This window comes from Sporichthyaceae bacterium (assembly GCA_036269075.1).
Taxonomy (GTDB): domain Bacteria; phylum Actinomycetota; class Actinomycetes; order Sporichthyales; family Sporichthyaceae; genus DASQPJ01.
Genome location: DATASX010000084.1, coordinates 1 through 19,596, shown reverse-complemented (window position 1 = coordinate 19,596; position 19,596 = coordinate 1). Strand labels below are relative to the sequence as shown.

Here is a 19,596-nt window from a genome sequence, read left to right as displayed (position 1 = left end):
TCCTGACGCTGCGTCAGGTGTTCGCCTCCAGGTCGCCCTCGGTCTCCAGGTACACGTCGCGCAATGCCGCGAGGCTCTCCGGGTCCGGGTGCTCCCACATGCCGCGATCGGCGGCCTCGAGCAGTCGTTCGGTGATGCTGTGCAACGCCCAGGGGTTGGACTCGGCGAAGAATTTGCGCTGCTCCGGGTCGCGGACGTAACGCTCTGTCAGTTGCTCGTACATCCAGTCCGCGACGACGTTCGCGGTGGCGTCGTAGCCGAACAGGTAGTCGACGGTGGCCGCGAGTTCGAACGCGCCCTTGTAGCCGTGCCGGCGCATTGCCGTCAGCCAGCGCGGGTTCACCACCCGCGCCCGGAAGATCCGCGCGGTCTCCTCGGACAGGCTGCGGGTGCGGACCGCGCTGGGGTTGGTCGAGTCGCCGACGTAGGCCTGCGGATCTTTGCCGGTGAGCGCGCGGACGGTCGCGATCATCCCGCCGTGGTACTGGAAGTAGTCGTCGGAATCGGCGATGTCGTGCTCGCGGGTGTCGGTGTTCTTCGCGGCGACCGCGATCCGTCGGTAGGCCGACTCCATGTCCGGGCGGGCCGGGACGCCGTCCAGGTCGCGGCCGTAGGCATAACCGCCCCAGACCGCGTAGACCTCGGCCAGGTCGGCGTCGGTGCGCCAGGATCGCGAGTCGATCAACGGCAGCAGACCGGCACCGTAGGCGCCCGGCTTCGACCCGAACACCCGCACGGTGGCTCGGCGCCGGTCGCCGTGCTCAGCGACATCGGCGGCCACGTGGTCCCGGACGTAGTTGTCCTGCGGCGACTCGTCGAGTTCGGCGACCAACCGGACGGCGTCGTCCAGCATCGCGACCACGTGCGGGAAGGCGTCGCGGAAGAACCCGGAGATCCGCACCGTGACGTCGATCCGCGGCCGGCCCAGTTCGGCCAGGTCGATCGCCTCGAGGCCGCTGACCCGCCGCGAGGCCTCGTCCCACACCGGGCGCACGCCGAGCAGGGCCAGGACCTCACCGATGTCGTCGCCGGAGGTCCGCATCGCCGAGGTGCCCCACACCGACAGGCCCACCGACCGCGGCCACGCGCCGGTGTCGGCACGGTAGCGCTCGAGCAGCGACTCGGCCATCGCCGCGCCCGTGGCGTAGGCCAACCGGGACGGGACCGCCTTGGGGTCGACCGAGTAGAAGTTGCGCCCGGTCGGCAGCACGTTGATCAGACCCCGCAACGGCGAGCCGGACGGCCCGGCCGGGACGTACCCACCTGCCAGGGCGTGCAGGACGGCGTCGATCTCGTCGGACGTCCGGTTCAGGCGCGGCACGATCTCGGTGGCCGCGAACCGCAGCACGCCCGCCACCGCAACCAGATCGCAACTTCTGCCGTGTCCCGCGCCCTTCAACCCCTCAGCTAGGGCGCCCGACACGTCAGAAGATGCGAGGATCGAGTCGGTGGCGGCGGGGTCCCAGTCGGCGGCCTCCATGGCGGCGACGAGCGCTCGGGCCTGCGCCTCGATGCGGTCGGTCTCCTCCCGGGTGGCGCTGCCGTCCTCGGCCAGGCCCAGTGCCTCCCGCAGGCCGGGCAGGGCAGCGACCTGGCCGCCCCACATCTGACGGGCCCTCAGCATTGCCAGCACCAGGTCGACGCGAGGCTCGCCCACCGGCACCTGGCCGAGAATGTGCAGGCCGTCGCGGATCTGGACGTCCTTGATCTCGCACAGCCAACCGTCGACGTGCAGCAGGAATTCGTCGAACTCGGCGTCGTGCGGACGATCGTCCAGGCCGAGGTCGTGGTCGAGCTTGGCGGCCTGGATCAACGTCCAGATCTGGGCCCGGATCGCGGGCAGCTTCGCCGGGTCCATCGCCGCGATGTTGGCGTGCTCGTCGAGCAGTTGCTCCAGCCGCGTGATGTCGCCGTAGGACTCGGCCCGGGCCATCGGCGGGACCAGGTGATCGACCAAGGTCGCGTGCGCCCGCCGCTTGGCCTGGGTGCCCTCGCCGGGGTCGTTGACCAGGAACGGGTAGATGAACGGCACGTCACCGAGTGCGGCGTCGGTCCCGCACGAGGCGGACATCCCGGCGGTCTTGCCCGGCAGCCACTCGAGGTTGCCGTGCTTGCCGACGTGGATCATCGCGTGCGCGCCGAAGCAGCCTGGCCCGTCGCCGCCGAGCCAGCGGTAGACGGCCAGGTAGTGGTGCGAGGGCGGCAGGTCCGGGTCGTGGTAGATCGCCACCGGGTTCTCGCCGAACCCGCGCGGCGGTTGCACGGTCAGCGCGAGGTTCCCGGCACGGATCACCGCCAGGACGATCTCGCCGGCCGGATCCCTCGATGTCGCCGCGCGGGACCGGTCGACGAACAGCTCGCCCGGCGCCGAGCCCCAATGTTTCTCGACCGATTCCCGCAGGTCCGCCGGCAGAGTCGCGAACCAGGCCCCGTACTCGGCGGCGCCCAACCGGATCGGGTTTGCGGCCAGTTGCGCGTCGGTCAACCAGTCGGGGTCCTGGCCACCGACGGCGATCAGCCCGGCGATCAGCGCGTCGCCGTCGCTGCCGGGCAGACCCGGCACGGCGCCCGGGCCGTCGGCCGGCCCGATGTCGTAACCGGCTTCGCGCAGGCGCTGCAGCAGGCGGATCACGCTGGCCGGAGTGTCCAGGCCGACTGCGTTGCCGATGCGGGAGTGCTTGGTCGGGTAGGCGGACAGGACCATCGCCAGGCGTTTCTCGGCCGGCGCGACGTGGCGCAGCCTGGCGTGACGGACGGCGATCCCGGCCACCCGCAGGCACCGCTCAGGGTCGGCGGCGTAGACGCTGAGGCCGTCGGGGTCGGTCTCCTTGAACGAGAACGGAACAGTGATCAACCGTCCGTCGAACTCCGGCACGGCGATCTGGGTAGCGGTGTCCAACGGCGACAGGCCCTCGCCGGAGCCGGCCCACCGGTCCCGACCCGAAGTCAGGCACAGGCCCTGCAGGATCGGCATGTCCAGCGCCGCCAGCGCGGCGACGTCCCAGGCCCCGTCGTCCTCGCCGGCACCGACACTTGCCGGTCGGGTGCCGCCCGCCGCCAGCACGGTGACGACCAGCGCGTCGGCCGGAGCCAGTTCGGCCAGCAGCGACTGGTCGGGAACCCGCAGCGAGGACACGAACATCGGCATCGGTACGCCGCCGCGCGCGACGACCGCCCGGCACAGGTCGACGACGAACGCGGTGTTGCCCGCGGCGTGGTGGGCGCGGTAGTACAGGATCCCGATCCGTGGACCTGACGCTCCGTCAGTGACCTCCGCTTCCAGCTCCAGGTGACCCCAACCCGGCAACTCGGCGGGCGGCTCGAAGCCGTGCCCAGTCAGCAGGAGCGTGTCGGACAGGAACCCGTGCAGGTTGCCCAGGTTCGCCGGACCCCCGTAGGCCAGATAGGTGTGGGCGGTGGCCGCCACGCCCGCCGGCACCGTGGAGAGGCCCATCAGTTCCGCGTCCGGGCTCTGCTCGCCGCCGACCACCACCACCGGCCGGCCGTCGGCCCGCAGCAGGTCGAACCCGTCCTCCCAGTCGCGGTAGCCACCCAGGATCCGGACCACGACGATCTCGACGCCGGCGAGCAGGTCGGGCAGTTCGGCCAGGTCCAACCGGGCCGGGTTCGCCAGGCGCCAGTCGGCCGCGGCGGCACGGGCCGACAGCAGATCAGTGTCGGAGGTGGACAGCAGCAGGTGCGTGGCGGGCAAGCGGACTCCTCGGTCTGGTCACCGCCATAGTTCCAGGGCCTGAGTTCCAGGGCCTGCCGGGACGGTCCGCACGCCCTCGCCGCGGTCGGGGAGGGGTCCAGGGGTCCTTAGGATCGGGGGATGAACACCCCGCCGCGCCCCCGCCGGCTCGGCCCGGACGCGTGTCCGGGCGTGCTCTCGGTGTGGCAGGCGCAGGACGGCGGACTGGCCCGCGTCCGGCTGCCGGGCGGGCGCCTGGCGAGTTCGGGCCTGCGGGTGCTCGCCGAGGCGGCCACCGAACTCGGGTCCGGGGTCCTGGAACTGACCGTGCGCGGAAACATGCAGGTCCGCGGCCTTGCGCGGGGCGCCGAACGCGACCTGGCCGAGCGCCTGCGGCCGGCGGGCCTGCTGCCCAGCGACACCCATGAGCGGGTGCGGAACATCGTCGCCTCGCCGTGCTCCGGCCTGTGCGGACCGGAGGTCTGGGCCGTGGTCGCTGCCCTCGACGCGGCCATGATCGCCGAGGCGGATCTGGCCGCGCTGCCCGGACGCTTCCTGTTCGCCGTCGACGACGGCACCTGCGACGTCACCGCGCTGGGGGCCGATGTCGCGCTGTTCCGCGGCGAGCGCAGCTGGGAAGTGGTGCTGGGCGGCACCGTGCCCGGCGTGCGGGTGGCCGAGGACCAGGTGGTCGTCGCGGCGGTCTGTGCGGCTCGGGCGTTCCTGACGGAGCGTCAGGCCCAGGGCTCGGGCGCCTGGCGGCTGGTCGAACTGACCGAGGGCCCGGCGCGGGTCGCCGCGGTGGTGCGGGCGGCGATCCCGACCGTGCACTGCGCCGAGAGTCTGCCGCCCGGGGCACTGGTCCGGCCGCGATTGCCGAACCTGGGCCCACACGCGACCCCGTTGGACGGTCGGGTTGCGGTGGTCGTCGGCGTGCCCGACCGGACCTTGTCGGCGCAGGCCGCCGGAGCGCTCGTCGACTCCGGCGCCGCCGAGTCGGTGCGGGTCACGCCCTGGCGCAGCCTGCTGGTTCCCGGCCTCGACTGTCCTGGCGTCGACATCGTGCGCTCGTGGGCCGGCGCCCATGGGCTGGAGGTTGTATGAGCGAGCTGGCGAGCGACAGATGAGCAGAGCATCTTCATCGAACGCCGAGGACCTCGCCTGCGTGGTCGAGGCGTGAAGATCGAGTATGTGCGTGACGCTGCCGAGATCTACCGTCGGTCGTTCGCGACGATCCGGGCTGAGGCAGCCCTCGACCAGTTGCCGACCGACGTGGCCCGGGTCGCGGTGCGGATGATCCACTCGTGCGGGATGACCGATCTGACAACGGATCTGACATACAGTCAGGACGTCGTAACGGCGGCACGCGCGGCGCTGCTGGCCGGCGCGCCGATTCTCTGCGACGCGCAGATGGTCGCCTCGGGCATCACCCGCAGTCGGTTGCCGGCCCAGAACGAGATCGTCTGCACGCTGGCCGACCCGCGCGTGCCGGGCTTGGCCGCCGAACTGGGCAACACCCGGTCCGCGGCCGCCGTCGACCTGTGGGGCGATCGCCTGGCCGGCGCGGTGGTGGCGATCGGCAACGCCCCGACCGCACTGTTCCGGCTGCTCGAACTGCTCGACGCGGGCGCCCCGCGCCCGGCGGCCGTTCTCGGACTGCCGGTCGGGTTCATCGGTGCCGCGGAGTCCAAGGAGGCACTGGCCGCCTCGCCGCACCGACTGCCGCACCTGGTCGTCCGCGGCCGCCGCGGCGGATCGGCCATGGCTGTCGCCGCGGTCAACGCCATCGCGAGTGAGGTGGAATGAGTGGAATGACAGGCAAGCTCTACGGGGTCGGGCTGGGGCCCGGCGACCCGGAACTGGTCACCGTGAAGGCGGCCCGACTGTTGGCGACGGCCGGCGTGATCGCCTACCACGCCGCCCGGCACGGAAACAGCGTCGCGCTCTCGATCGCCGCCCCCTACCTGACGGGCGATCAGATCGAGGAACCGCTGGTCTACCCGCTGACGGTCGAGACGACCGACCACCCGGGCGGGTACCGCGGGGCGCTGGAGGAGTTCTACGACCAGGCCGCCGGCCGACTGGCCGAACACCTGGACGCCGGGCGCGACGTCGTCGTGCTCTGCGAGGGCGACCCGTTCTTCTACGGCTCATACATGCACATGCACAAGCGGTTGGCCGGTCGGTACCCGGTCGAGGTGGTGCCCGGGGTGACCTCGGTGGCCGGGGCGGCCGCCGAACTTGGGATGCCGCTGGTCGAACGCGACGAGATCCTCACCGTGCTGCCCGGGACTCTGTCCCCGGACGTGCTGGCCGCCCGGCTGGCGCAGACCGATTCAGCGGCGATCATGAAGCTCGGCCGGACGTTCACCGGCGTCCGAGACGCCCTGGCCGGAGCGGGTCGGCTCGACGAGGCCTGGTACGTCGAACGCGCCACCACCGGGCGGCAGCGGATCGCCCGACTGGCCGACGTCGACCCGGCCACTGTGCCGTACTTCTCGGTGGCTGTGCTGCCCAGCCGGGTCCACGAGGCGACCCGGGCCGAGTTGGCCACCGCCCCGGTGCGGACCGGCGGGCGCGGTGAGGTGGTCGTGGTCGGGCTGGGCCCGGCCGGACGCGAGTGGTTGACCCCGCAGGCGCAGGCGGCGCTGGCCGCCGCCGAGGACCTCGTCGGCTACGGCCCCTACCTCGACCGGGTGCCGCCCAACCCTCGGCAGCGGCGGCACGCCTCGGACAACAAGGTGGAGAGCGAGCGCGCCGAGTTCGCCCTCGACCTGGCCAGTCGCGGCCGCCGGGTGGCCGTGGTGTCCTCCGGCGACCCGGGCGTGTTCGCGATGGCTTCGGCGGTGCTCGAGGTGGCCGCAGAAGAGCGGTGGAAGGAAGTGCCGGTGCGGGTGCTGCCCGGGTTGACCGCGGCCAGTGCGGTGGCCAGCCGAGTAGGTGCACCGCTCGGGCACGACTTCTGTGTGCTGTCGCTGTCCGACCGGCTCAAGCCCTGGGACGTCATCGAGACCCGGCTGGCGGCCGTCGCTGCGGCGGACCTGGTGCTCGCCGTCTACAACCCGGCCTCCCGGGACCGGACCTGGCAGGTGGCCCGCGCCCGCGAGGTACTGCTCGAGCACCGGAGCCCACAGACGCCGGTGGTGATCGGCCGCGACGTCGGCGGTGCGGCCGAGCACATAGAGGTGACAACCCTGGGTCAAATGCAGCCCGGGACCATCGACATGAGGTGTCTACTGATGATCGGATCTTCGACCACGCGGGTGATAACCCGGGGGGACGGATCCACCATGGTTTTCACACCGCGCCGGTATCGCCCGCAATGACCGTTTCCGCCCCGTAGGGAGTCGGACGGATCAGGGTAGAGCGGGCCAACGGTGCAGAACGGCGTTCGCCCACGAAAGGCCGATCTTGGTGTCACTCTGCTCCGTGGGGATTGAGTCACTGGCAGCGAGGGAGGCCGCACGCCGATGAGCGCGCCCATCCTGGTAACCGGCGGAACCGGGACGCTTGGCACTTTGTTGGTTCGTGAACTGCAGGCCCGGGGCCGTGAGGTCCGGGTTCTCAGCCGCAAACCACGGCCAGGCAGTGTTGCCGGAGACGAGTCGGCACCGATGCGCGGCGAACCCGAGTGGTTCGTCGGCGACCTGACCACGGGCATTGGTGTGCCCGCGGCCGTCGACGGCGTGCACACGATCGTGCACTGCGCGACCGGGCTGAAGGGCGACGCCAAGATGGGCGCCCAGTTGATGATCGCGGCGGCCCGCGCGAACCACCCGCACATCGTCTTCCCGTCGATGGTGGGGTGCGAGACCATCCGCAGCCCGCAGTACCGCGACAAGCGCGCCGTCGAGCGGATGCTCGAGAGCGGCGACCTGCCGTGGACCGTGATGCGCTGCACCCACTTTCACGAGCACCTCGAGGCGGAATTGGCCCACGCGGCCCGCTTCCCGCTGATGCTGGTGCCCGGCGCGACCTCGTTCCAGCCGATCGCCGCCGCCGAGGTGGCCGACCGGATGGCCGACCTGTGCACCGGGATCCAGTCCCACCGGGTGCCGGACATGGGCGGCCCGCAGATCCTGTCCGCCGTCGAGTTCGCCAGCACCTGGCTGGCCGAGACCGGGCGGGTCCGCAAGGTCCTCGAGGTCAACAAGCGCGGCCACCAGTACGAGGGCTGGCGCACCGGTGCGCACCTCGCCCCCGAGCGCGGCGTCGGGGAGCAGACGTTCGGGGCCTACCTGGCCGCCACCCGTCGCTTCCGGGATGCGGAGGCCGTCGCGTTCGAGGCGGCCCAAGCTCAGCAGAAGGCCACCGACCGGAAGCTCGCTCGCGCGGCCAAGGACGCTGCCAAGGCGCAGGAGCGGGCCGCCAAGGACGCGGAGAAGCTCACCCAGCAGGCCGAGGAGCAGGCCCGCAAGGTTCAGCGCGAGCAGGCCCGCGCCGAACGGTTGCAGCCGGCCGACCCTCAGACGCCCGCGCCGACGCAGCAGTACCCGACGCCGCAGCAGCAGCCGATGCCGCAGCAGCCGATGCCGCAGCAGCAATCGATGCCGCAGCAGCAGCCGATGCCGCAGCCCCCGATGCAGCAGCCGCCCAACAACGCCCATTGGGCGACGGTCCAGCCGGCGCAAGGCATGCCGCAGTACCCGGCTCAGCCGCCGGCCGGTCCCGCGTACGTGGCGGCGCCCGTGCCGCCGATGACCCATCTGATGGCCGATCAGCTGAACCCCGGTCCGGTGACTACAACGTCGCCGCTGCCGGCTCAGCCGGGCGCCGAGCAGTCCGCGGCGGGTCAGGCATTCCTGACCCAGCCGGTCCAGGACTCACCGGCGGTACCGAATCAGGTCGCGTCGCGATCGGACTCGGAGCAGGCCACCCAGCCGGGTGCACCGGCGGACCTGGGTCGACCGGCGAAGCCTGGCGACTTCAGCACCGCCTGACCGTCCGCTGCCGCTGACGTCGAGTCAGATGTGCAGCCCCGTTGGGAACGCGGCGTCGCCAGGGTCGGGATCCAACGTCACCGCGGTGCCGTAGGCGCAGATCTCGGTCAGCTGCCCCCGAGTTCGCTGGTGTCGAAGCGGAACGCGATCACGGCGTTGGCACCGCGGGCCCGCGCTTCCTCGGTGAGCCGTTGGGTGGCTTGCGTACGGCCGTCGGCGAGCATCTTGGTCATGCCCCGAAGCTCGCCCCCGCTGTGCCAATTTTCGAATTCCTGGCCGACCTGCGACTTCAGGCCGCCCCGGTGCTGGGGCCGATGTTGCGCGAGCGGACGGTAAGCCCGAAGACCTCGCCGTGGACGCGGGCAATCCGATGACCGGCGACGTCGTTCGTGGTTGTGATCAGCATGCGGTCCACGCTGCCGGCCGCCGCAGCCCAGGTATGAGAGTGCCCATTCTGATCATCGATGATCTGGGTGCAGCAGGCCGTTCGTGCGCAGCCAGGCCAAGGCGCCGGGCACGTCCGCGACGACGCTCACCCGACCGGCCCCCGGCATCGGCGGGCGGTCGACCATCACCACTGTGACGCCGAGTTCGCGAGCGGCGACCAGCTTCGCAGCCGTCATGTTCCCGCCGCTGTCCTTGGTCACCAGCACCCGTACACCGTGCTCGGCCAGCAGCGCGCGCTCGTCGGTCAGGGCGTAGGGCCCGCGCGAGAGCAGCAGCACGTGCTCGGTTGGCAGCGGCCCGTCGGGCGGGTCCACCGTGCGGATCACGAACCGGTGCGGGGCGGCCGCGAAGACCTCGAGCCCGCCCCGGCCGGTGGTCAACAGCACCGGACCGGGCAGGTCGCGCAACGCACCGGCAGCGGCGGGCATGTCCGGCACGCGGTGCCAGTCGTCGCCGGGCTGCGCCTGCCAGCCTGGCCGGCGCAGCACCAGCAGCGGCAGCCCCAGACTCTTCGTGGCGGCCACGGCAGACGCGCTGATCCGCCGGGCGAACGGGTGGGTCGCGTCGATCACCGCCGTGATGCCCTCGTCGCGCAGCCAGTCCCGCAGCCCGTCGACCCCGCCGAACCCGCCGATGCGCACCGCGCCGGCCGGCAGCGCCGGGGCGCTGACCCGACCGGCCAGCGAGCTGACGAAACCGTGCTCGCCGGCCGCATGCAGTGCGGCCGCCAGCGCCCGGGCCTCTCCGGTGCCGCCGAGGATCAGCAACTCAACGCTCATCGGCCGACCTGGCTCATGTGTCGCGACACCGTGCGGAGCTGTAGAGGTGGCTGTCCGGGAACTGCTCGGCGGTCAGCACCGCGCCGACGATGATCACCGCGGTCCGGACCACCCCGGCGGCGCGTACCGCCTGCGCGATCGTGCTCAGCGTTCCGCGCAGCACCAGTTCGTCGTCCCAGCTCGCCCGGGCCACGACCGCGACCGGCGCGGCCGGGCCGTGCCGGGGCATCAGTTCGGCGACCACGTCCTCGATCTTCTGCACCGCCAGGTGCAGCACGAGGGTGGTGCCCAGTGCCGCGAGCGAAGCCAGGTCCTCACCGGGCGGCATCGGGGTCGAGCGGTCGGAGATGCGGGTCAGCACCACCGTCTGCCCGACGCCGGGGACGGTCAGCTCCCGGTTCAACGCGGCGGCCGCCGCCGTCCAGGCGGACACCCCGGGTGTGACGTCGTAGGGGATGCCGGCCGCGTCCAGCCGCCGCATCTGCTCGGCCATCGCCGAGTACAGCGCCGGGTCGCCGGAGTGCAGGCGCACGACGTCGTGCCCAGCCGCATGCGCTTCCCGGAACTCAGCCTCGATCGCCTCGAGGTCCAACTTGGACGTGTCCACCACCCGTGCCCCTGGCGGGCACCAAGCCAGGATCGCCGACGGGATCAGGCTGCCCGCGTACAGGCAAACCGCCGCGGCGCTGATCAAATCCTTGGCCCGCAAGGTGACCAGATCGGCCGCACCCGGCCCGGCCCCGACGAAGTGGACCGTCACTACCGCGTGACCGCCCACTGGGTCACCGGGTGCGCGGCGCGCCAGCCGGTGAACCCGCCGAGCGGCACCGCGTGCGACACCTCCAGCCGGGTCAGGTCCCCACCGAAGCGGTCGCACCGGTCCACGAGAGCGGCCTCGGTCTGCAACGTCACGGCGTCCGCGACCAACCGGCCGCCCGGGCGCAGCGCATCCCAGCACATGTCCAGCACGGCCGGGTCGCTGCCGCCGCCGCCGACGAAGATCGCGTCGGGCAGGGGCAGGTCGGCCAGCGCGTCCGGTGCCGTCCCGACGACGACCCGCAGGTCCGGTACACCGAGGGTGACCGCGTTCACGGTGATCCGCTCGGCGCGGTCCGGGCGACGCTCGACGGAGATCGCGAGCGCGCCCCGGGCAGCCCGCATCCACTCGATGCCGATGCTGCCCGACCCGCCGCCGACATCCCAGAGCAGTTCGCCGGGTCGGGGCGCGAGCCGAGCCAGCGCCAGTGCCCGGACTTCCCGCTTGGTGATCTGCCCGTCGTGCGCGAATGCGTCGTCGGGTAGGCCCGGGGTCCGGGGCAGGGGGCTGCGGCCGGGTTCGGCCAGCACCTCGATCGCGACGATGTTGAGCGGGTCGAACCCGCCGGACGGGGAGGCCGGCGTGGCCGCGGTCGCGGCGATCAGCCGCTCGTCCGGGCCGCCGAGCTGCTCGAGCACGATCACCTCGCTCGGACCGAACCCGGCACCCACCAGCAGTGCACAGACTGCTGCCGGGGTCATCGCGCCCTCGGACAGCACCAGGACGCGACCGCCCGGGGACAGCACCTCCCGCACCCGGTACAGCGGCCGACCGACCGTGCTGATCACGTCGACGTCCTCGACCGACCAGCCCAGGCGCGCGCAGGCCAACGAGACCGACCCGGGGTGCGGCACGACACGTACCATCTCCGGGCCGAGCATCCGCACCAGGGTTGAGCCGATGCCGTAGTGCATCGGGTCGCCGCTGGCCACCACGTGCACCGGGTGCCCGGCGTACTCCTCCAGCAACTGGGGCAGGCCCTCGACCAGCGGGATCGGCAATGACTCCCGCGTCGCCTTCAGGTCGTCCGGCAGCATGGCCAGGTGCCGCGGCCCGCCGACGATCACATCTGCCCGCGCCAGCTCGGCCCGACCGGTCTCGGTCAGCCCCGGCCAGCCATCGGCCCCGATCCCGACGACGGTGACCCGCTCGCTCATGCCCCCACACCGCCCAATCGCGTCTGCCCGGATTTGCTGTATAGCCCTCGCCTTTGCTCACCTGCAACGAGGCAGGGCCGGAGGGATCATGGATTCCCCACGAGCCGGTCGATCCGGATCAGCAGCACGACGCGCTCCGGGTTGGCCCGCGGCGTGCGGTAGCGCAACGCGTAGCGGCGCTCGGCCTCGGCGACGTCGGCCGGCTCGGCACTGACCGTCGCGGTGCCCTCCACGGTCGACCACCGCCGGCCGTCGACCTGGCACACCGCGACCGGAGCCCCACCGGGTTCGGCCGCGACGTGGCGCACCTTCAGCGACGACCGGGAGGCGATCACCCGCACCAGGCCGGCCTCGGCGTCCAGCGTGGCCCCGACCGGCACCACGTGCGGGCGGCCGTCGGCGCGCAGCGTGGTCAGCGTGCACAGGTGCCGCTCGGTCCAGAACTCGGCCACCGCCGGGTCGTGCGCGGACAGCAGGTGCGACGCGACGCGAACGCGCGGGGAATCGACGGCCATCGAGGCAACTTAGACCCCCGGCGCGACTCTCACCGACCGCGACGCCGCCGCAGCAGGTAACTGTCCATGATCCAGCCCTTGCGTTCCCGGGCCTCGGCGCGCAGTTCCAGGATCTTTGCCTTGCAGTCCTGCAGGTCGCCGGTGACGAGCAGCTCGTCCGGCATCCCGACGTAGGCGCCCCAGAAGATGTCCAGGTCCTCGTCCGGCAGGTCGGCGAAGGCCCCGCTGCCGTCCAGCATGACCCAGACGTTGTCCAGGTCCGGGGGCATCCCGCCGGCCAGTCGCCGTCCGGTGGTCACGTGGACCGGGGAGCCCACGGCCGTGAACGTCACCCCGTGCCGGGCGGCGAGCACCTGGATGCTGCTCAACCCGGGCACGACGGAGCACCGGAAGGCGATCTTCTCCCGGTCGGCGACCCGGTCGAGCACCCGTAGCGTGCTGTCGAACAGCGCCGGGTCGCCCCACACCAGGATGCCGATGGCCTCCTGCGCGCCGGTGTGCTCGACCAGTGCTGTCTCGAAGGCCGCGGCCCGGGCGTCGTACCAGTCGGTCACCGCACCGGGGTAATCCGCGGCCCGGCGGTCGCGGGGCTGCTCGGGGACCGGTACCAGCCGGTAGGGCTTTGTGATGTGCCTCTCGCAAATTGTTCTGCGCACCTCGACGAGCTCCGCGGTGGCCTCTCCCTTGTCCACGACGAGGACCACGTCGAGGTCCGCGAGGACCCGAATTGCCTCCAGGGTCAGGTGTTCCGGGCTTCCGCAGCCGATGCCGATCACATGAATGGTGCGCACCCGAGTCCCTCCGGTCTTACAGGATTCCATCCCGATTGTTGTCACCGCCGTCACTGCGGAGTCAGGGTGGGCCGCCCTAGGGTTTGTCAGACGCCGCCCGCGATCCGGTCGGCCAGACGCCCATGAGCTGGAGAAGCCTCAGTGTTCCGACGAATTGCCGTTGTAAACCGCGGTGAGGCGGCGGTCCGCCTGATCCGTGCAGTCCGCGAGCTCAACGAGGAGCGCGGGTTCCGGATTCGAACCGTTGCCATGCACACCGAGGGCGAACGCTCGGCCATGTTCGTGCGTCAGGCCGACGAAGCCGTACTGCTGCGCCCCAGTGCCACCGCCTCCGTCCCATATCTGGATTACGCCGAACTCGAGCGCGCGCTGGTGGAGTGCGGCGCTGACGCTGCCTGGGTGGGCTGGGGGTTCGTCTCCGAGCACCCGGGCTTCGTGGAGCTCTGCGACCGGCTCGGCATCACGTTCATCGGCCCGAAGGCCGAGGCGATGCGGCTGCTCGGCGACAAGATCGAGGCCAAGCTGGTGGCCGAACGGGTTGGCGTCCCGGTCGCGGCGTGGAGCGGCGCCGGCGGCGTGCAGAGCGTCGCGGAGGCCGAGCAGCACGCCGAGCGGATCGGCTACCCGCTGATCATCAAGGCCAAGGCCGGCGGCGGTGGCCGCGGCATCCGTAAGGTCATGGAGCCCGGCGAGCTGACGGCGGCCTACGAGGGCACCCGCGCCGATGCGGCCCGGTACTTCGGTGACGACGGCGTGTTCCTGGAGGCGCTGGTCACCGGCGGCCGGCACGTCGAGGTGCAGATCATCGCCGACAAGCACGGCAACGTCTGGGCGCCGGGCGTGCGCGACTGCTCCATCCAGCGTCGCAACCAGAAGATCATCGAGGAGTCGGCCTCGCCGGTCCTGACCGCCGAGCAGTCCCTCGAACTGCGCCGGGTCTCGATGGACCTGATCCGCGAGGTGGGCTACCACGGCGCCGGCACGGTCGAGTACCTCTACGACCCGGCCGCCAAGTCCTTCGCGTTCCTCGAGGTCAACACCCGCCTGCAGGTCGAGCACCCGATCACCGAGGCCGCGACCGGCGTCGACCTGGTCAAGCTGCAGATCCTCACCGCCGGCGGTGAGGCGCTGCAGGGGGAGTGCCCGGCCGAGGTCGGCCACGCGATCGAGATCCGGCTCAATGCCGAGGACCCGGACAACGGCTTCGCGCCCGCGCCCGGCCAGGTGCAGTTCCTGGAGTTCCCGCAGGGGCCGGGCATCCGCGTCGACTCCGGGATCGCCACCGACGACACCATCCCGCAGGAGTTCGACTCGATGGTCGCCAAGATCATCGCGTCCGGTAGGGACCGCACCGAGGCGATCGCCAGGCTGCGGCGCGCGTTGCGCGACACCACCGTCGTCATCAAGGGCGGCACCACGAACAAGTCGTTCGTGCTCGACCTGCTCAACCGCGAGGAGGTCCTGTCCGGCTCGGCCGACACGGCATGGCTGGACCGGGTCGGGCTGGACGCGAAGGCGACCCTGCCCGCCCACGCCGACATCGCGCTCTACGCGGTTGCCATCGACGTCTACGCCCGCGAGGAAGCCACGGAACGCGAGGCGTTCCTGGTCTCGGCCCGCGGCGGTCGCCCGCAGGCGAACCACGCCATCGGGCGCGACGTCGAGGTCCGCTACCAGGGCCAGGACTACAAACTGAGGGTCAATCAGATCTCCCCGGCCCGGTACCGGGTCTCGGCCAACGGCACCAAGGCCGAGGTCGCGGTCGAGCGGCAGGGTCGTTTCGCCTACCGGCTCTCGGTGCACGGGCGGGTCCACCGCGTCGTGCTCGCGGCCGGCGCGGCCGATCACCTCGTGGAGGTCGACGGCATCAGCCACCGCGTCGCTCGCGACGAGGGCGGCGTCATCCGCTCCTCCGCACCGGCCGTGATCGTCTCGTTGCCGGTCAAGGTCGGCGACGTCGTCGAGGCGGGCACGACTGTCGCGGTGCTCGAGGCCATGAAGATGGAGACCCCGGTGGTGACCCCGGTCGCCGGTCGGGTCCGCGAGGTCTTCGCCTCGGTCAACTCACAGGTCCCGGCCGGGACCCCCCTGGTGCGGCTGGACCCGGAGTCGGAGGAGACCGTGGTCTGCGACGCCCCGACCGTGGTGTTCGCCGGCGACGGCGAGTCCGAGGTCGAGCCCGCCCGGCGGGCCGCGGCGATCCTCGACGCGCTGCGCGCGCTGGTCACCGGTTACGACGTGAGCGCGGGCGAGGCGCGGGCACTGGTCGGCGAGTACTCGAAGGTGCGCCGTGCGCTGCCCGCCGACGATGCGGACCTGGTCTCGGCCGAACTCGCGTTGCTGACCACCTTCTCCGACATCTGCGAGCTCTCCCGCAACCGGCCGTCGGAGGAGGAGGAGCTCTCCGATCTCCACGTCCACTCGCCGCGCGAGCACCTGCACGCCTACCTGCACTCGCTCGACATCGAGCGGGAAGGTCTGCCGGAGTCGTTCCGGTCCCGGCTGTTGCGGGCGCTGGCGCACTACGACATCTCCGATCTGGAGCCCAGCGGCCGGTTGAAGGACGCGGTATACCGCGTATTCCTCGCGTTGGAACGTGGCGACGCTCAGATGCCGGTGGTTACCGCGCTCCTGGAGCGTTGGCTCGAGGTCGCCGACGAGGCCACCGCGAACGATGCGTTGGCCGAGGTTCTCGAGCGAGTTGTCACAGCCACCGTGATCCGTAACCCGGTCATCGGTGAGCTGGCCCGCAGTGTGCGGTACCGCTACTTCGACAAGCCGCAGAACATGGCCTACCGCGCGAAGGTCATCACGGCTGTGCGCGAGCAGTTGGCTTACCTGGTGGCGAATCCGGACGCACCGGACCGTGCCGAGCGGGTCGAGGAGATGGTCGTCTCGCCCGAGCCGATCATCGGGCTGATGAGTGAGTGGATCGGGACCGGTACCGCCGACCTCGGCCCGCTGCTCGAAGTTCTGACGCGGCGTTACTATCGCACCCGGGTGCTGGAAGAGGTGCGGTTGTTCCAGCAGCAGGACCGCCAGTTCGTCACCGCCGAGTTCGAGCTGGCCGACCAACGGTTGCACCTGATCACCACGGTCGGCGACTTCAGCGAGCTCGACGAGCTGTCCGGCGCGCTGAACGTGGTCGCCGCGGGCACCGACGCCTGGGAACCCTCGACGCTGGTCGTCGACATCTTCCTGTCCTGGGCAGGGGCGCCGAGCGACCACGACGCGATGGCTGAGGAACTGCGGGCCGCTGCCGCGCAGCTGTCGTTGCCGGAGACCCTGCGCCGGGTCACCGTCGGCATCGCCGGCGGCGAGATCGCCGCCCGGGCGCACTACTTCACGTTCCGCCCGAGTGCGGACGGGAGCCTGGTCGAGGACCGTCTGATCCGCGGGCTGCACCCGTTGGTGGCGCAGCGGCTGGACTTCAAGCGGCTGGTCAACTTCGACCTGACTCGGCTACCGGGCGACGAGGGCATCTACCTGTACCGCGCAGTCGGCAAGGAGAACCGGGACGACCAGCGGTTCATCGCTCTCGGCGAGATCCGCGACGTGCACCCGTTGCGCGACGCGGCCGGCCGGGTCCTGGCCGTGCCCACCGTCGAGCGGGTGCTCGCCGGTTGCGTGGAGAGCATCCGCGCGCAGCACCTGCGGCGTCCGCCGAAGCTTCGCATCGAGTCCAACCGGATCGTGCTCTCGGTGGCCCCGACAGCGAAGGTCCCGTTGGACGAGATGCACCACGTGGTGCGCAACCTCGTCCCGATGACCGCGGGTGCGGGTCTCGAGGAGGTCATGGTCGTCGGCCGGCTGCAGGAGGCCGACGACATCGCCGAGCACGAGGTCGCGGTGCTGATCTCCTACCGGCACGGCGCCGGGGTGCAGATCTCGGTCGTCGAGCGGCCCACCGAGCCGCTTCCGCCGCTGGACGAGTACTCGCAGAAGGTCCGGGCCTCCCGGGCCCGTGGCGCGATCTACCCGTACGAACTGGCCGAATTGTTGGCCGGTGAGGGCGGTACGTTCGCCGAGCTGGATCTGGCCGATGGGGTGCTGGTCCCGGTCGACCGCCCCCGCGGCAAGAACACGGCCGGGATCGTGGTCGGCGAGGTCACCTCGATCACTCCGCGCTACCCGGAGGGCATGACCCGGGTCGTGCTGATGGGCGACCCGACCAAGTCGCTGGGTTCGGTCGCCGAGGCCGAGTGCCACCGGGTCTGCGCGGCACTGGACTACGCAGAAAACCGAGGCATCCCGGTCGAGTGGCTGGCGCTGTCCTCCGGCGCCCGGATCTCGATGGAGTCCGGCACGGAGAACATGGACTGGGTGGCCCGGGCATTGCGCCGAATCATCGAGTTCACCCAGGCCGGCGGCGAGATCAACGTCGTGGTCGCGGGCATCAACGTCGGCGCCCAGCCGTACTGGAACGCCGAGGCCACGATGCTGATGCACACCAAGGGCATCCTGGTCATGACGCCGGACTCGGCGATGGTGCTGACCGGCAAGCAGTCGCTGGACTACTCCGGCGGCGTCTCGGCCGAGGACAACTTCGGCATCGGCGGTTACGACCGCGTCATGGGCCCGAACGGCCAGGCGCAGTACTGGGCGCCGAACATCCCGGCCGCGGTGGGAATCCTGTTCGCGCACTACGAGCACGCCTACCGCGCGCCCGGCGAGCGGTTCCCGCGTCCGGCACCGACCAACGACCCGCGCGACCGCGACGTGCGCGAGTTCCCGCACAACATCGCGGGCAGCGACTTCACCAAGGTCGGCGACATCTTCTCCGCGCAGAAGAATGCCGAGCGGAAGAAGCCGTTCGACATCCGGACCGTGATCCGGGCGGTGATGGACCAGGACCACGCGGTGCTCGAACGGTGGGCCGGCATGGCCGACGCCGACACCTCGGTGATCGTGGACGCGCACCTCGGTGGCATCCCGGTCGCGGTGATCGGGATCGAGTCGAAACCCGTTCCGCGTAAGGGCGCACTGCCCAAGGACGGCCCGGACATCTGGACCGGCGGCACGCTGTTCCCGCAGTCGTCGAAGAAGACCGCCCGGGCGATCAACGCCGCGAGCGGGGTCCGGCCACTGGTGGTGCTCGCGAACCTGTCCGGGTTCGACGGTTCGCCGGAGTCGCTGCGCAACGTCCAGTTGGAGAACGGCGCCGAGATCGGCCGCGCGATCACCAACTTCCAGGGCCCGATCGTGTTCGCGGTCATCTCCCGCTACCACGGTGGTGCGTTCGTCGTGTTCTCCGGGACCCTGAACGACAACATGGAGGTCGTCGCGGTCGAGGGCTCCTACGCCTCGGTGCTCGGCGGCGCGCCCGCGGCTGCGGTCGTCTTCGCCGGCGAGGTCCGCAGGCGGACCAACGACGACGGCCGGATCAAGGCCTTGGAGACCGCGATCGCCGAGGCCGACGGGGCCAGGGCCGCTGCGCTGCGGGTGGAGCTCGGTGACCTGCGGACCACCGTCCGGGTCGAGAAGATGGGCCAGGTCGCCGCTGAGTTCGAGGGGATCCACGACATCCGCCGGGCCCAGCGGGTCGGCTCGGTCCACGCCATCATCGCCGCCGCGGACCTGCGGCCCTACCTGATCGGCGCGGTCGAGCGAGGCATCGCGCGGACGCTGGAGCGGTAGCACACCGAACGCGGGGCCGGCGCGGGATCCCATGGGGTGCCGCGCCGGCCCGCTCGTTTTTGTGGACGGGGTCGGCCGTTGCTGTTGCCAGTGACTGCCGACCTCGGTGCAGGGCCCGAAGCGGGTGAATTCCCCGCACATCGGACAGTAGATGACAAATGACACTATCTCGACCAAGAAACGCGTCGGAAGCTCAATAGGCGGCTCCGCCACCGACTCGAACCCGCGTTCGGCAGGGTGTTGTCCTGGGCCGAGGTGCGGACGCGGAGACCGTGGCGGGCCAACCCGAAAGGCGCGGCACCTCACGGGGTGCCGCGCCCATTCCGCTGCATACCTCCACGAAGAGGGCTCTTGGACCTAGGTCCCGACCAGCGGAATCCGGGCTTGCCCGCGATTGGCACGCAAAACGCCGGAAACGGACACCGTGGGTGCCGCCGCGGCGGGAGGAATTCGGTGACCGATGACAAACGGCACTACACGGGCATTTAGGGCCCTGGTTTTCTTCCCATGTCAGACAAGGACGGAACGGGTCTAGCTGCCTTTATTCGAAAGCCGTCGACCGAAACCACGAAATCACCCTCGACCTTAGGAATCAACATGCTGGGTATCTTCCTCGACCTCACCGGCATCATCTCGTCGCTGGCCACGCTGCTGGGCGGGGCGGTCACGGCCGTCACGGGCGCCGGGGGCACCGCCATCAGCACCGTCGGCGGCCTGCCGGCCCTGCTGAGCGGTCTGCTCGGCGCCATCACCGGCAGCCTCGGCGGCCTCCCGCTCTAAGCATTCGGCGTTCCGGTCGCGCCTCGCCGCTCGCGGCGAGGC

At 71.3% G+C, this 19,596-nt stretch carries 14 protein-coding genes; 6 read left to right on the top strand and 8 right to left on the bottom strand.

Features of this window, described 5'->3' with window-relative positions:
• Positions 1–13: 13 nt before the first annotated feature.
• Positions 14–3,712, bottom strand: coding sequence for a cobaltochelatase subunit CobN (cobN, locus tag VHU88_14925; protein HEX3612977.1), 3,699 nt, complete (start codon positions 3,710–3,712; stop codon positions 14–16).
• 120 nt (positions 3,713–3,832) lie between these two features.
• Here cobN and VHU88_14920 point away from each other — a divergent pair, with 120 nt between their 5' ends.
• The 4 genes from VHU88_14920 (at position 3,833) to VHU88_14905 (ending at position 8,631) form a co-directional block, all read left to right on the top strand.
• Positions 3,833–4,795 carry a precorrin-3B synthase gene (locus tag VHU88_14920; GenBank protein HEX3612976.1) on the top strand — a complete coding sequence of 321 codons (963 nt, stop codon included), beginning with the start codon at positions 3,833–3,835 and terminating at the stop codon, positions 4,793–4,795.
• A 72-nt stretch (positions 4,796–4,867) separates the two neighbouring features.
• The gene (locus VHU88_14915; GenBank protein HEX3612975.1) at positions 4,868–5,497 is read left to right on the top strand and encodes a precorrin-8X methylmutase; all 630 of its coding nucleotides are present in this window, start codon (positions 4,868–4,870) and stop codon (positions 5,495–5,497) included.
• A complete protein-coding gene (locus VHU88_14910) occupies positions 5,494–7,017 on the top strand; it encodes a precorrin-2 C(20)-methyltransferase (GenBank protein ID HEX3612974.1) in 1,524 nt (507 codons plus the stop codon). The genes VHU88_14915 and VHU88_14910 overlap by 4 nt, the downstream gene beginning before the upstream one ends.
• Before the next feature lie 144 nt (positions 7,018–7,161).
• Positions 7,162–8,631 carry an SDR family oxidoreductase gene (locus VHU88_14905; GenBank protein ID HEX3612973.1) on the top strand — a complete coding sequence of 490 codons (1,470 nt, stop codon included), beginning with the start codon at positions 7,162–7,164 and terminating at the stop codon, positions 8,629–8,631.
• A gap of 107 nt (positions 8,632–8,738) precedes the next feature.
• Here the strand turns inward: VHU88_14905 and VHU88_14900 are convergent, their stop codons facing one another.
• The 7 genes from VHU88_14900 to cobF all read right to left on the bottom strand — a co-directional run bounded on the left by VHU88_14900 (position 8,739) and on the right by cobF (position 13,137).
• On the bottom strand, positions 8,739–8,924 hold the full coding sequence (locus VHU88_14900) for a heavy metal-binding domain-containing protein (protein HEX3612972.1): 186 nt from the start codon (positions 8,922–8,924) through the stop codon (positions 8,739–8,741).
• Positions 8,921–9,037: a heavy metal-binding domain-containing protein gene (locus tag VHU88_14895; protein ID HEX3612971.1), complete on the bottom strand. Its 117-nt coding sequence runs from the start codon at positions 9,035–9,037 to the stop codon at positions 8,921–8,923. The genes VHU88_14900 and VHU88_14895 overlap by 4 nt, the downstream gene beginning before the upstream one ends.
• A gap of 52 nt (positions 9,038–9,089) precedes the next feature.
• Positions 9,090–9,857, bottom strand: a complete 768-nt coding sequence (locus VHU88_14890; GenBank protein HEX3612970.1) for a cobalt-precorrin-6A reductase — start codon at positions 9,855–9,857, stop codon at positions 9,090–9,092.
• A gap of 13 nt (positions 9,858–9,870) precedes the next feature.
• Positions 9,871–10,617, bottom strand: coding sequence for a precorrin-4 C(11)-methyltransferase (cobM, locus tag VHU88_14885; protein ID HEX3612969.1), 747 nt, complete (start codon positions 10,615–10,617; stop codon positions 9,871–9,873).
• Positions 10,617–11,831 carry a precorrin-6y C5,15-methyltransferase (decarboxylating) subunit CbiE gene (gene cbiE / locus VHU88_14880; protein ID HEX3612968.1) on the bottom strand — a complete coding sequence of 405 codons (1,215 nt, stop codon included), beginning with the start codon at positions 11,829–11,831 and terminating at the stop codon, positions 10,617–10,619. The genes cobM and cbiE overlap by 1 nt, the downstream gene beginning before the upstream one ends.
• An 86-nt stretch (positions 11,832–11,917) precedes the next feature.
• Entirely contained in the window at positions 11,918–12,346 is a 429-nt protein-coding gene (locus VHU88_14875; GenBank protein ID HEX3612967.1) for a TIGR03618 family F420-dependent PPOX class oxidoreductase, read from the bottom strand.
• Between the two features lie 29 nt (positions 12,347–12,375).
• A complete protein-coding gene (gene cobF, locus VHU88_14870; GenBank protein HEX3612966.1) occupies positions 12,376–13,137 on the bottom strand; it encodes a precorrin-6A synthase (deacetylating) in 762 nt (253 codons plus the stop codon).
• 141 nt (positions 13,138–13,278) lie between these two features.
• On the opposite strand from cobF, the gene VHU88_14865 reads away from it, so the two are divergent.
• Together VHU88_14865 and VHU88_14860 are read left to right on the top strand one after the other, a co-directional pair.
• The gene (locus tag VHU88_14865) at positions 13,279–18,774 is read left to right on the top strand and encodes a carboxyl transferase domain-containing protein (protein HEX3612965.1); all 5,496 of its coding nucleotides are present in this window, start codon (positions 13,279–13,281) and stop codon (positions 18,772–18,774) included.
• Positions 18,775–19,371: 597 nt separating this feature from the next.
• Positions 19,372–19,554 (top strand): hypothetical protein, encoded by a 183-nt coding sequence (locus VHU88_14860; protein ID HEX3612964.1) that lies wholly within the window; start codon positions 19,372–19,374, stop codon positions 19,552–19,554.
• The last annotated feature ends 42 nt before the right edge of the window (positions 19,555–19,596 follow it).